This is a genomic window from Flammeovirga sp. MY04, assembly GCF_001682195.2.
Classification (GTDB): domain Bacteria; phylum Bacteroidota; class Bacteroidia; order Cytophagales; family Flammeovirgaceae; genus Flammeovirga; species Flammeovirga yaeyamensis.
Genome location: NZ_CP003560.2, coordinates 3,387,822 through 3,402,518, shown reverse-complemented (window position 1 = coordinate 3,402,518; position 14,697 = coordinate 3,387,822). Strand labels below are relative to the sequence as shown.

Annotated in this window: 9 protein-coding genes and 2 tRNA genes; 6 read left to right on the top strand and 5 right to left on the bottom strand. The window is 34.7% G+C overall.

Annotated features, from left to right (window positions below):
• The first annotated feature begins 41 nt into the window (after window positions 1-41).
• On the top strand, window positions 42-2,147 hold the full coding sequence (gene recG, locus MY04_RS13575) for an ATP-dependent DNA helicase RecG (protein ID WP_084005879.1): 2,106 nt from the start codon (window positions 42-44) through the stop codon (window positions 2,145-2,147).
• A gap of 576 nt (window positions 2,148-2,723) precedes the next feature.
• Here recG and MY04_RS13570 read toward each other — a convergent pair.
• The 5 genes from MY04_RS13570 to MY04_RS13550 all read right to left on the bottom strand — a co-directional run bounded on the left by MY04_RS13570 (window position 2,724) and on the right by MY04_RS13550 (window position 5,123).
• Window positions 2,724-2,808: transfer RNA gene (locus tag MY04_RS13570), tRNA-Ser, on the bottom strand.
• A gap of 184 nt (window positions 2,809-2,992) precedes the next feature.
• Window positions 2,993-3,077, bottom strand: a tRNA-Ser gene (locus MY04_RS13565).
• Window positions 3,078-3,153: 76 nt separating this feature from the next.
• On the bottom strand, window positions 3,154-3,993 hold the full coding sequence (locus tag MY04_RS13560; protein ID WP_066210355.1) for a phosphatidate cytidylyltransferase: 840 nt from the start codon (window positions 3,991-3,993) through the stop codon (window positions 3,154-3,156).
• The gene (locus MY04_RS13555; protein WP_066210352.1) at window positions 3,977-4,186 is read right to left on the bottom strand and encodes a putative signal transducing protein; all 210 of its coding nucleotides are present in this window, start codon (window positions 4,184-4,186) and stop codon (window positions 3,977-3,979) included. Before MY04_RS13555 ends, MY04_RS13560 begins: the two co-directional genes overlap by 17 nt.
• A gap of 13 nt (window positions 4,187-4,199) precedes the next feature.
• On the bottom strand, window positions 4,200-5,123 hold the full coding sequence (locus MY04_RS13550; RefSeq protein ID WP_066210348.1) for a CPBP family intramembrane glutamic endopeptidase: 924 nt from the start codon (window positions 5,121-5,123) through the stop codon (window positions 4,200-4,202).
• Between the two features lie 188 nt (window positions 5,124-5,311).
• Here MY04_RS13550 and dusB point away from each other — a divergent pair, with 188 nt between their 5' ends.
• The 5 genes from dusB (at window position 5,312) to MY04_RS13525 (ending at window position 14,634) form a co-directional block, all read left to right on the top strand.
• On the top strand, window positions 5,312-6,304 hold the full coding sequence (gene dusB, locus MY04_RS13545) for a tRNA dihydrouridine synthase DusB (protein ID WP_066210345.1): 993 nt from the start codon (window positions 5,312-5,314) through the stop codon (window positions 6,302-6,304).
• Between the two features lie 190 nt (window positions 6,305-6,494).
• Window positions 6,495-8,153: a DUF6377 domain-containing protein gene (locus MY04_RS13540; RefSeq protein WP_066210343.1), complete on the top strand. Its 1,659-nt coding sequence runs from the start codon at window positions 6,495-6,497 to the stop codon at window positions 8,151-8,153.
• A gap of 243 nt (window positions 8,154-8,396) precedes the next feature.
• Window positions 8,397-11,375: a SusC/RagA family TonB-linked outer membrane protein gene (locus tag MY04_RS13535; protein ID WP_066210341.1), complete on the top strand. Its 2,979-nt coding sequence runs from the start codon at window positions 8,397-8,399 to the stop codon at window positions 11,373-11,375.
• Between the two features lie 11 nt (window positions 11,376-11,386).
• On the top strand, window positions 11,387-12,856 hold the full coding sequence (locus tag MY04_RS13530; protein ID WP_066210340.1) for a RagB/SusD family nutrient uptake outer membrane protein: 1,470 nt from the start codon (window positions 11,387-11,389) through the stop codon (window positions 12,854-12,856).
• A 17-nt stretch (window positions 12,857-12,873) separates the two neighbouring features.
• Entirely contained in the window at window positions 12,874-14,634 is a 1,761-nt protein-coding gene (locus MY04_RS13525; protein ID WP_066210338.1) for a hypothetical protein, read from the top strand.
• The last annotated feature ends 63 nt before the right edge of the window (window positions 14,635-14,697 follow it).

Sequence of the window (14,697 nt, the reverse complement as noted above, 5' to 3'; positions counted from 1 at the left end):
TTGACTATCGAATAAAATATATAAAAATTTAATCATTTTCAGTGAAAAATATTTTTGATACTAAAATTGAGTACTTAAAAGGGGTAGGAGCCATGAGGGCTGAGCTTCTAAATAAAGAGTTAGGAGTGTACACTTTTGGTGATTTATTGGAACAATATCCCTTTCGACATGAGGATCGAACTCGTTTTTATAAAATCAATGAAGTGATTGACGATTCTACTTACGTTCAAATAATAGGAAGACTAACAAATTTGCAAAGTGTTGGAGATGGTCGGTCAAAACGTTTGGCTGGGTTTATTTCTGATGAAACCGGAGAACTAGAATTGGTTTGGTTCAAAGGTGCAAAATGGATTGAGAAGAAACTGAAAATTGGGGCGTGGTATGTTATCTATGGGAAACCTCAGCGATATGGTTACAAGTTGTCGATTGCACATCCTGAAATGGAGGAATACGATCCTAGTGCAGCTAAACCTAAAACAGGTGGTTTACAGCCTGTATATCATACTACCGATAAAATGAAGAACAAAGGGATTGATAGCCGAATGTTGGCTAAAATTACCCGCACACTTCTCGAAAAAGTATATCACGATATATCAGAAACACTACCCCATTATTTGATAGAAGAAAATCAATTGATATCAAAAGGATTGGCTGTAGCTTGGACCCACTTTCCAAAAGATCCAAATACATTAGAGCAAGCCAAAAAACGATTGAAATTTGAGGAGTTGTTCTTCCTTCAGTTAAAAATCATCGCCTCAAAAGTCGGAAAAAAAACAGACAAGTTTAAGGGACAGGTTTTTGGTCAGATTCCTACCTTCAATATATTCTATAAAGAACATTTGCCTTTTGATCTTACCGATGCTCAGAAAAGAGTGGTTCGAGAGATCTATAATGATATGAAAAGTGGTTTCCAGATGAATCGTCTTCTTCAAGGAGATGTAGGTTCTGGCAAAACCATTGTGGCTTTTATGTGTATGTTGATGGCCTTAGATAATGATGCACAGTCTGCATTAATGGCACCAACAGAAATTCTTTCTCAGCAACATTACAATGGCCTCAAGCCTTTTGCAGATGCGATGGGTGTCACCATAGAATTACTTACAGGATCATCAAAAACAAAGGATCGTAGACGTATTGACGAAACCCTTAGAGATGGTTCTCTTAAAATTATAGTGGGTACCCATGCTTTAATTGAAGATAAAGTGGATTTCCATAACCTAGGTCTTTGTGTCATCGATGAACAACATCGCTTTGGAGTAGCACAAAGGGCCGCCTTGTGGAAAAAGAAAAGTAAAGCCAAGCCTCATATGTTGGTGATGACAGCTACACCGATTCCAAGAACATTGGCCATGACGGTGTATGGTGATTTAGAGGTATCAATTATTGATCAATTGCCCGCAGGACGTAAACCTATTATCACATGGCATAAGTTTGATAAGGGAAGATTGAGAGTATTCGGCTTTATCAGAGAGCAAGTTGAGTTGGGAAGACAAGCCTATATTGTTTATCCATTGATTGAAGAATCGGAAACCTTGGATTATAAAAATCTGGAAGAAGGTTATGAAGCTGTTTCAAGAGCATTTCCCGATTATAAAGTAAGCATAGTTCATGGTCGCATGAAACCAGCTGATAAAGATGCAGAGATGCAACGTTTTGCCGATAATAAAACTCAAATTATGGTGGCTACCACTGTAATTGAGGTAGGTGTGAACGTTCCTAATGCGTCTATTATGGTGATTGAAAATGCAGAAAAATTTGGGTTAGCACAATTGCATCAGTTAAGAGGTCGTGTGGGTAGAGGAGCTGAACAGTCTTATTGCGTCTTAATGACAAAGGATAAGCTTTCTAAGGATGGTAAAGTGAGGATTCAAACCATGGTAGATACCACAGACGGCTTTAAAATAGCGGATGCTGATTTAAAACTTCGCGGACCAGGTGATATCGAGGGCACACAACAAAGTGGAGTACTTGATTTAAGACATGCAGATATTGGTCAAGATGCTGCTTTATTACAATATGTAAGAGGATTGGCTGAAAAGATATTAGACGAAGATCCTGATCTTTCGAAAGAGAAACATCAGATTATTAAACATCAACAATCCTTGTTGGTGAAAAAGTCGGTAACGAATTGGAGTAGAATTAGTTAATGTTACCGTTTTTTTAATGAGGATATCAAAAAATATGTACCATTCCATGAAATTATAATACATTATTAATCAATCATTTAATAGGATGTGTACCACTGAGTACCCTAAGATTCATTTAATGGTACATGTATTTTTTTGAAGTATTCTAGTTAAAAATCAATTTGTATATAGTATTTAAAAGTGATTAAGATGACATATGTTGATCAAAATGAGTACAAACTATTGATAAAATACGAATATGAAAAATAATCTTCCAATTGTAATCATGATACTGTTCAGTGTAGTTATCGTATTGATATTTATCAAATTTAGTAATGAATGTAATTGGCATACTCTTTTCTCATTTATCAGTGTAACTATAACTATTACGCTAACAGTTTTCTTTTTAAAAGAATTTAAAAAAAAGTGAGAATTAGTGAGTATGTAGAGTTTTTGTTAATCATGAATTGATTTAAACTGTACTTAATTTCGAAAGTCAAAATTATTGCATAATGATATGTTTTGGTGAGGTATCACACTATAATACTTGATATAACAAAAAAGGCTTCAGAAGAAATTCTGAAGCCTTATTGTTTGCAGAGAGTGAGGGATTCGAACCCCCGGTACCTCGCGGTACAATGGTTTTCAAGACCACCGCATTCGACCACTCTGCCAACTCTCTATGTGCTATCTGTTCGTGATAGCGGGTGCAAATATGTGGGATTTTATCTTACAGTACAAGTAATTTATGGATTATTTTTAAAGTTTATTGTAATCAATTGATATTTAGTTAGATTAAAATATTTTAGGTTAAATATAGCGTAACAAAAAAGGCTTCAGAAGAAATTCTGAAGCCTTATTGTTTGCAGAGAGTGAGGGATTCGAACCCCCGGTACCTCGCGGTACAATGGTTTTCAAGACCACCGCATTCGACCACTCTGCCAACTCTCTATGTGCTATCTGTTTGTGATAGCGGGTGCAAATATGTAGGAATGTTTTATTACTTCCAAATATTTGGCGATAAATTTTAAAAATTTGGTGGAAATATTCTTAAAAATGCTGCAATAAATGGAGCAGATAATAATAAACCATCAAATCTATCTAGAAAACCACCATGACCAGGTAATGTTGTACCTGAATCTTTGATGCTCATACTTCTTTTGAATAGGGATTCTACAAGATCACCGTAAGTACCTGTCACCACAATTATAATGGCTATAGTTACCCATCTCCATGCTTCTAAAGAGGTATAGAAGTGAGAGAATACCAAACTAACAGTTACTGCTAAAGCTGCACCGCCAATACTACCTTCCCAAGTTTTCTTTGGTGAGATTCTTTCGAATAATTTTCTACGACCAAATGTTTTTCCTGAAAAGTACGCACCAGAATCGTTGGCCCATAAGATAAGCATAGCACCTATCAAGATCTCATAGTGGTACTGTGTATCAAAAAATACGTAGGTATGGATTAATGCAAAAGGGACAGAGCAATACATTACCCCAAGGAATGTATACGCAAGATTTTTAAAAGGTTGTTTGTCTGCTTTATTGTAAAGCTTAATCAGATATGCCGAAGTAAATCCGACAAAAACTAAATACATCCATTTCATCGAAATAATATCAAGTTCGATAAAGAATGTAAGACAGTAGATTAAAATACCTAATGAAGTACCGTAAGTTCTTAAAGGTAGGTGTTCCTCTAATCTTAAAAGTTTATAGAATTCTAAAATTGTGGCAATACTAATTACTAAGAACAAGGCAAAGTACGTCCATGCTCCATAATAGATTGCTCCGATCATACCTACACCTCCTAAAAATCCTACAATAACTCTTTGTGTAAGTTCAGATCGTTTATTTAAGTTCAACATCTTGTTTTATTATAGTTTCAGCTTCTTCTTTCTTCGACTCGTCTACCATTACTTCTCTTAATCCGAAATCGTTGTAAGACGAATCTCTTTTATCTAATATAACAGCAGGGACACCTCTATCTTCTAAAGTTGATTTTACGATCTCAGCTTTATAGACTTGATCAGTCGAATATACTTTTACCCACTTTGACATATACTATAGGTTTTTATGTGTTTCGTAATTTACTTCCAATATTTTTATAATAATACAAAAGCCCAAAAGCCAGGACTGTGAATATGGCTACTATATACCATTCTGGTGCTTCTGCAGAAAAAGGATCTCTCATTTCGGGAAGATACTCTTCTTTGTTCAAATATACACTAATTACTGTAATTGCGTTATTAGTAATATGTGCTAATATACAAGGATATAAACTTCTACCTGACCAAAGGAATAAATATCCTAGTAATACCCCCATCAGCAATCTCACAAAGAAGCCATAAAATTGTAAATGTATAAAAGAAAAAAAGAAGGCAGATAACCAAATGCCCGCATGGACATTTTGGAATATTCCCTCAAAATACCTTTGAATAAAACCTCTAAAAACGATCTCCTCTCCAATACCAGCTAATAGTGCTATAACTACTAATCCAAATAAGAATTCCCAAAAACTATCAAAATCTACAATATATGCAGTGACTTCAGCCAAATGTATTTCTTTGGATTTGAACCAACCTTCTAGAGCAGACATTGATTCTGGAAATTGAATATTTTGATTCCAATACAATATCAATCCACCTAGTGGTAGAAATATCGCCATTATAATGATGGCTAATAAATATTGTTGCTTATCGATTGATGGTCGTCTTAATTGTTTGATATAAGATCGATCAAATTTCCACCCAAAGGCTAAAGGTCCCAAAATAAAAGTAAAAATGGCAGAAATTCCTTGAGCTAAAAGTAGTTCAAAACGGTTATCAAATCTTTGTAAACTATTGATAGCATCCATTGCATCGTAATTATGTAATGGTGCTAAAAGTGCCACAACTGCTGCTTGACCAATTAAGGTAAAACAGAGAATTGCTACAAAAATACCCAATAACTTGATAAGGGAACTTAATTGTGAAGGCTGATTTGTATGCTCTATCATTAACTTTATGTAACTTTGCAGTTATCAACAGCAGGGTAACTTCCTAATAGTTGTTAGCAAACAGCCTTATTAAGAGTGATTTACGAACCTGCGTTGTATAAAACTAGTTGTATATTGTAGCAAAGATACTTTTTTCTTTAAGAGTATTTACTACAATAATTGCTAAACATTTAAATTGATTTCATCTCGTGGTAAAAATAGGTGACGTAGAAATAAAAAACTTTCCTTTGCTACTGGCTCCAATGGAAGATGTAAGTGATCCTCCATTTAGAGCAGTTTGTAAAGAAAATGGAGCAGATTTGATGTACACAGAATTCATCTCTGCCGAAGGGTTGATTCGTGATGCAGCAAAAAGCCGTCAAAAATTAGATATATACGATTACGAACGTCCCATTGGTATTCAGATTTTTGGGGAAAAGATAGAATCTATGCGTGAAGCTGCAGCGATTGCAGAAGAAGCAAATCCAGAAATGATCGATATCAATTACGGATGTCCTGTAAAAAAAGTAGCTGGAAAAGGTGCTGGTGCTGGTATTTTGTTGGATATCGACAAGATGCAGAGCATGACAGAGGAAATTGTGAAGCAAGTAAACAAGCCAGTCACTGTAAAAACTAGATTAGGTTGGGACGATAGTACTATTAGAATTGTTGAAGTAGCCAAACGTCTTCAAGATGTGGGTGTACAAGCGTTAACGATTCACGGTAGAACTCGTCAGCAAATGTATAAAGGAGTGGCCGATTGGACGAAAATTGCTGAGGTGAAAAATCACCCTGACATTCATATTCCAATTTTCGGTAATGGTGATATCGATTCACCCCAAAAAGCTTTGGAGTACAAAAATAAATATGATGTTGATGGTATCATGATCGGTCGTGCATCGATTGGTTATCCTTGGATCTTCCGCGAGATCAAACATTTCATGGAAACAGGAGAGATTTTAGATGCTCCAACATTAGAAGAAAGAATTAATACTTTAAAACGTCACTTGAACTTCTCCGTAGAGTGGAAAGGTGATCGTACGGGTATCTTCGAAATGAGAAGACACTATACTGCTTACTTCAAAGGAATCACACACTTCAAACCATTCAGAACACGTTTGGTGGAAGCGATGACTCACGAAGAAGTATTAAATATTCTTTCTGATGTAGAAGAACATTACGACAAAGAAGTAATTCTTTAATCGTTAAATCATATGATATTAAAGACAGGTGGGAGTGAATTCTATCTGTTTTTTTTGATTTTGACAAAAGTTATGACTTTGAAAAAGTATTATTCAAAATGATTTCTCCTAAATTGTCATCAAATAATCAGCAAGTATAAAAGACCATATCTTTTATGCTTCTTCCACTTTTTTAGTCTTTATGATATAGATGAGTTATCAATTAAATAAACTAGCCTTTTTTACCTTTCTTTTTTTTCAAATTCACTTTTCATATTCTCAAAATAAAGAAATTGATTCTCTATTTAGAGAACTTGATAAAGCGATCGAGTTACGTCCTTCTTTAAAAAACAAAAGGGAGGAAAAGATTAAGGATTTAAAAACTCAATTGGAGCAAAATGATACTGTTTCATTGGAAGATAAATATTTTCTTGCAGAGGATCTTTTTCATCAATACGAAGTATATGAGTTTGGAGGGGCCTTATATTTTGCCTACGAACAGTTACACTTTGCGGAAGAATCTAAAAATGAATTATGGATTAATCAAGGTCAGTTGAATTTGGCCAGTATTCTGGTCACATCAGGAATTTATGAGGAATCAGGGCAGATTTTACAAAAAATTGATAGGTCAAAGTTGTCTCAGGAACAGCTGATTCAATTCTATTATATTAATAAGGAAAGGTATAATCAACTGTATTTCTATTCAACCACAAGAAAATTAAAAGAAGGATATCGTTTGATGTATCAAAGTTATTGTGATACGTTGTTGTATACTGTTCCACAAAACTCTATTATCGCTTTGGATATCAAAGAAACTAGGGCATTAGATAATAGAAATCTTTTAGAAGCTAGAAAGTTCAATACTTTGATAATGAATAAAACAGAACTTGGACAGAGAGATTTTTCAAAAGCTGCTTTTATTCGATCATTAACCTATGAAGTAGAACATGATATTCATAAAGAAAAAAAATATTTGATTCTCTCTGCAATATCAGATATTATGAGTTGTACAAATGACAATGCCTCTTTAGCAACATTAGCTTTGCTTTTACATAAACAAGGTGATATTGACCGTGCTTATCGTTATATAAATATATCTTTTGAGGATGCTTCATTTTATGGATCAAAACTAAGATCAATTCAGATCGCCAATATTCAGCCTATAATCTCGAAATCTTACGAAGATCAATTATCGCAAAAAGCCAATCGATTTGTGATATACACTATATTAATCAGTGTACTATCTATTATCGCTTTAGTCACTTTGATCATTTATTTTAGGCAGTTGAGGGCTTTAAAAGCATCAGAAAAAAATCAATTGGCAATTAATCAACAGCTTTCAAAAGCTAATGAAGAACTACTGATTATTAATCAAAAACTGAAAGAGGTCAGTGTGGATTTGAAGAATACTTCCCATGTAAAGGAAGTTTATATAGGTGAGTTCCTAAAAATCTGTTCAGATTATATCGATAAGTTGGAGAAGCAAAGTAATCATACCAAAAAAATGCTGGTAGAAAGAAAGTATTCTAAACTTCTTGATGAGTTGAAGAACAACGATCTTAGGAAAAATGAAATGAAAGCTTTCTATAAAAACTTTGATGAAACCTTCTTAACTATCTATCCAAATTTTGTTGATAAACTAAATCAATTACTTGATCCAAATGATCCAATTCGAATTAAAAATAATCAGCTTTTGAATACAGAATTAAGAATTTTTGCTCTTATAAGATTAGGAATTACCGACTCCAATAAGATTGCCCAACTATTAGGGAACTCAGTAATTACCATTTATAACTATAGAGTGAAAGTGAAAAACAAATCTATAGTTTCAAGAGAGGAATTAGAAGATTTTGTCATGAAAATAGACTGATTTTTTCATTTTAGTAGTGAGTAAACCTTATAAAATCACTACTAATTTACTTATTGTTATTTTTATTAAATGTCTGATAATTAATCTATTAGTGTTTATATATTTCTACTAATTATCTACTAAGCGTAGTAAGAACACTTTTTATGCTGTTGCTTTGTATCATAATCTAAAGCGCAAGGTTATACTCCTTTTCGATGTACATGAAATGAAATGTTTATTGCCTTAAAACAAACAGTATAAAAGATGATAAAAAGAAATACTTTTTTAGACATTTTTCCTAAATGGCTAATCTTACTCCTACCTCTCTTTTTGATAACCGCATTTAGTAATGCACAAACTATATCAGGTATAGTCACCGATACGCAAGGTGTAACTATGCCAGGGGTAAATATCCTAATCAATAATTCGACTATTGGTACTACCACAGATTTTGATGGTAAGTATTCTATTACTGTCAATTCTTCCGAAGATGTTCTGGTATTTAGATATCTAGGTATGGTCACTCAGGAAATCAAAGTTGGTTCACAAACTAAGATTAACGTGACAATGGATGAAGATATGCAGACGTTAAGTGAATTGATTGTGGTGGGTTATGGTACTCAAGATAAAAAAGCAGTTACAGGTTCTGTTTCAGTAGTGGGAGCTGAGGAAATGGAATCTAGACCTAACTCTCAAATGGGAGCGTTAATCCAAGGTAAAGTTGCAGGTGTTCAAGTGCAAGCTTCTTCGGGTAAGCCTTCTCAAGGTATCTCCATGAGAATTCGTGGAACCAATTCAATTAACGCATCTTCCGAACCGTTATATGTAATTGACGGAGTGCCTACAACAGATACAAGATCACTTAGCCCGTCTGATATTGAAAGTGTTTCAGTATTAAAAGATGCGTCAGCAGCAGCTATTTATGGTGCACAGGGTGCCAATGGGGTTGTGCTAATTACTACTAAAAAAGGATCAACTGATAAACCAACAATTTCATTAGATGTCTATGGAGGTTTTTCTGAAGTATGGAATACCCAAGAAGTATTAAATGGAGAGCAATTCAGACAGTTAATGACAGATATGGGAACTACTTTTAACGATTGGGGTAGCTATAGAGAAAGAACGGATTGGCAGAATGAAGTATTCCAAAGAGGGTTTACTCAAAACTATCAAATGTCTATTTCTGGAAAATCTAATAAAACAAATTATTATGTTTCTGGTGGTTATACAGATGTAGAAGGGGCTGTTCGATCGGCTGAAATGCAAAGAGCCAACTTTAAGGTTAACTTAGATCAGGAAGTAACAAATTGGTTAAAAGTAGGTACTAGAGTAAACTACACAGATTATAAAGATGTAGACGTAAATGATAATATTGGTGTAGATAGAGGCGGTGTTCTATTAGGTACACTCACTACACCATCAATTATTGGTATTAGAAACCCAGACGGTAGCTTTACTACCAACCCTTTGGCACAAGCTTGGGAGAACCCATTGGCAAGTACAGATGGTATTGATAGAGGTTTTGCCAATAAAAGATTCTTGGCTAATTTCTATGCTGAAGCAACGTTAGTTGAAGGTTTAAAATTTAAAACAAATTTAGGTGTAGACCATAATTCATCCCAATTTAGATCGTTCAAAGATCCTTTTGAAACAGTAGATGGAAGAGCAAAACAAGGAGTTTCAGTTTTTAATCAAGATAATAACAGATACTTTATTTTTGATAATACACTATCGTATGATAAGACAATTGGTAAAAATAAATTTAATTTATTAGCGGGTTCAGTTATTCAGAAATACCATTGGCAAAGTTCTAATATCGAACGCCAAGGATTTGATTCTGACCAAATTTCTACACCAAATGCGGGAGCAAATATTATAGCATCTTCAGCATGGGCTTCAGAAAAGGCCAATGCATCTTTTATTGGTCGTGCAAACTATGATTTCGACAATAAATATTTACTGACTGCCAATATTCGTGTAGATGGGTCTTCTGTATTCGGACCTCAAAACAGATGGGGTATTTTTCCTTCCTTATCTGCAGGTTGGAGAATTTCTGAAGAAGCTTTCTTAAAAAGTGTAGAACAGATTTCTGATCTAAAATTAAGGGCAGGTTGGGGTATTGTAGGTAATGATAACATTGCACCTTACTCATATATGGCAAGAGTATCAAAAAATGCTCCTTATCCTTTTACAAGTTCAGCTACTCCGGGATCATATCCTTCATCAGTGGAGAATCAAAAATTGAAATGGGAAGAATCAGAACAAATCAATATTGGTTTCGATTTGGGATTGTTTAACGATAGAGTAGAGTTAACAGTCGATGCTTATCAAAAAGTAACGAATGACTTGTTATTTGATGCTCCATTACCAAAATCAACAGGTTATAATTCAGCAATTCAAAATATTGGATCACTAGAAAACAAAGGTTTAGAATTCAATCTAAACACAGTAAATGTGGATAAAGCTGTGAAATGGACGATGAACATGAACCTTTCATTGAACAGAAATAAAGTGACCAATTTAGTTGGACAAACAGTACTTGATGGTTACGTAGATGTTATTTCAAAAGATAATGCAATCATTATAGAAGAAGGTCTTCCTCTAGGTTCTTTATATGGATATTCTTTCGGTGGTGTCGATCCTGAAACAGGAAATGCTTATTACATCACTCAAAACGGAGAGACCACTTTCGATCCATCACCTGAAGATAGAAAAGTGATTGGTGATGCCAATCCAACATTTATTTATGGTTTCACAAACAATGTTTCCTACAAGAATTTCTCTTTGAGTATTTTCTTCCAAGGATCTCAAGGCAATCAAATGTTGAATGCTTCTCGAATCGTCACTACATCCATGTCATCACCAATGAATCAAACAACTGATGTCTTAAGAAGATGGCAAAAGCCAGGTGATATCACAGATATACCACGTGCGTATCCTTTGGGAAGTGATCAAACGGTTACAAACAACTTGATATCCGACCGATTTATTGAGGATGCGTCTTATTTGAGATTAAAAGCATTGACTTTCAGTTATAATGTTCCTTCTACTTTCCTAGAGAAAATCAATTTAGGTTCATGCAGATTGTATGCGACAGGAGAGAACTTGTTTACTATCACGAATTATTCAGGCTTTGATCCAGAAGTAAATTATAGAGGTGGTGATAATAGGGTAATGGGTATTGATTTCGGTACTTATCCACAAACAAGAACATACATTTTTGGTCTTAACGTATCATTCTAATTTGTAGAGAAATGAAATTATTAAAATATATCACTTTAGGAGCTACATTACTTTCATTCAGTGCTTGTGATAGCTTCTTAGATTTAAAACCTATATCAGATGAAACTGCTGATAATGCTTACACAAGAGCTACACAAATCGAATCAGCTTTAGCAGGAACGTATACTACTCTACATTCAGACTTTTATGAGTGGGATGAGATGATATACAATGATGTGCGATCTGATAATTTTTATTCTGGAGGAGATAACCCAGAAATCCATTCGTTTGATTTGTTAACTGTTACTGCAGTAAATAGTAAAGTAGATCAGGATTGGTCATCGCTTTATAACGGTATTTTTAAAGCGAATAATGTTTTATATCGCATAGACGGAGTGGTCGATTTAGAAGAAGAAAGAAAAGCAGAAATTATTGGTGAATCCAAGTTTTTAAGGGGGCTATTTTACTTCTCTTTAGTAAAACTTTGGGGAGGGGTACCATTAATTACTCAACCAACTTTATCTACAGCTCCTGAGGATGTAAACATTCCAAGAAGTACAGAAGCAGAAATTTACGCTCAGATAGAGCAAGATTTAATTGAAGCAGCCAATGCTCTACCAGAAACTTTTGTAGGATCTGAAGCAAAAACTAGAGCAACAAAAGGGGCATGTTATGCACTATTAGCGAAAGTATATGCTCAAAGTAAACAGTGGCAAAAAGTGGTTGATGCAGTAAGAGAAGTAGACAATAGTAGTGCAGGTTATGCTTTGGTGAGTGACTATAATTCCCTATTTACCGGAGCGAACTATGAAAATGAAGAGTGCATCTTTATGCCAAACTACATTGGTGGTAATATTGGCAACTTTGCTTCTGCAATGATGTTGCCCCCATCTATTACCAACGATGATTGGAGAAAATTTGGAACACCTTCAGTGGATTTGGTCAATGCTTTTGATGCTGAAGGCGATGTGGTAAGAAAATCAGCCGCAATACTGTTTGAAGACATTACTGCATGGAGAGATCAGTATTGGTCAAATGTTGGGGAGAATTCAACAAACCTACCTTTTGCATACAAATGGAGGAATCCAATGGCTTGGTCGAGTACAGATAGACAATACCTTTTGAGGTATGCTGATATGTTGTTGGTAAAAGCAGAAGCTCTTAATGAACTAAATGATATCAACGGAGCAGCTGTTGAGGTAAATAAAGTTAGAAACAGAGTGGGTTTAAATAATCTTACTTCAGATCAAATGTCGTCTCAAGAAGTGATGAGAAACACGATTTTAAATGAGAGACGTCTAGAGTTTGCTCAAGAAGGTATGCGTTGGGAAGATTTACAGCGTCATGGATTGTTGGTAAAGACAATGTCAAACCTTAAAGAATTTGATAAAGAGAGTAATGGCTTTGTGAATTATAACATGAACGAAAACAAAATCTTACTTCCAATTCCTCAGGTGGAAATGAACAGAAATCCAAATTTAGAGCAAAATCCAGGATACTAATCTTAACATCAACAGCAATGAAAAAATTACTAACATTTATAGTAAGTATATTCCTTATCATTGGGTGTACTGAAAAAGAAAATATGCAACCTGAAGGTGATTGGGACTTATCCAATCCATCTTTGATGGTTCCTTCAGAAGGTGAAACAATTGATCTTATACAGGAATTCCCTGATGAAACGATAGATTTTGAGTGGACAGCAGCCGTTAATTCTGCAGGTTATGATGTCACTTATCAAATAGTTGTTTTGCCTGATACAGCAACTTCGTCAGAAAATCCATTACTAAAAGTATTGTCTGATGATAATGGAAAGGCTTTAACAGGAAGTATTTCATATCAGTCCATAGATCAGATCTTATCTGCACAATGTATTCCTGCGAGCAGTGAGGTAAGTATAAAAGTAGGTGTTGTCGCTTCCTCAATGGAACGTAAAACAGAAGATTTGATTAATATCAATGTAGTAAGATTCCAAACAGAAACACTTCCTACTCAACTATTCTTAACAGGATCAGCTACTGAAGCAGGTGTGGAAAGGGCAGATGCAATTCCTTTCAAGCGTCTCCTGAATGCAGATGGATCGGCATCTAATGTGTATGAGGTTTATTCTAAGTTATCAGCAGATGGGTCGTTCTATATGGTTGACAACGCAAGTGATGAAGCATCTATTTTTGGTATAAATGAAGCCAACCTGATTGAAAAATGTGGTAATGAAATTACTGTGGATGAAGAGAAGGTATATCGTCTAAAAGTTGATTTAGAAAATGGTACTTATGAATTAAGGGATTTCACAGAAATTGAATTGTTCGGAGCTCCCCCTTCAGATTCTGGCGATTGGACAGGTCTAGCATTCACATATAAAGGAAAGGGTATTTATACTGTTGTTGGAGATTTCAAACAAACAGGTGGATACTTATTTAGAAAAACCGATACATGGGAGAATATTTTCAAACATGTTAATGGATCATCAAATACTTTGATCTTAGAAGAAGATAAAGATGCACAAGGAGTCGAAGTATCTGATATGAATTTTGATGGAGAAATCGGAGAGTACACGATCACTATCGATTTATCATCTACCGCCTATACTTATACTTTGGATAAAACCTATGTTCCACCTACAGGTCCAGAATCATTATTCTATATACCATCAGAAGGTGATGTTGTTGAGATGATTAAGGAAGGCAATAGATTCAAGCTACCGGTACATGTTGCATTACAAACATCAAGCACATTTAAATTGAATTCTTCTGCAGATGGGTCAGGTACTTATTATTCTATCAACGGAGCAATCGGACAAACTGATGATGCATCATGGGATAATGTTACAGGGGAAGTAGAGTTACAAGAAGGTGAAGCTGATTTTACCGTAGCCTTAGACCAAGCATATATGTTGACTGTAGATTTTGATGATTCAAATATTCAATGGCAATTCTATAATGTAAAACTGTTTCATTGGTCAGATTGGGATGCAAGAGAAGAAATTGTAATGACTTATCAACATCCTTTCACTTATGTTCTTCAAGGAGCAAGTCTAAAAGCAGGGTTTGATTCTAAATTTATTTCTCCATGGGATATAGAATTTGGAGCTTATAATGCTGATGGTTCAACTGATGATGCAACTGCAATGTCTGGTACAACAACTAACAAACCAAAAGTAGATACAGGTGATGGTGTTGAAGTAGAAAACTTTAAATTCATTACAGTAGATGGTACTTATAATGTAGAGTTAGTGGTGAATGCAGATTTAGTACATGGTACTTATTCTGTTACGCAATAAATAAATAAGTCCTGCCCTAAATGGGGCAGGGCTATTGATTAAAGAAATATGAAAAGGTTAAAA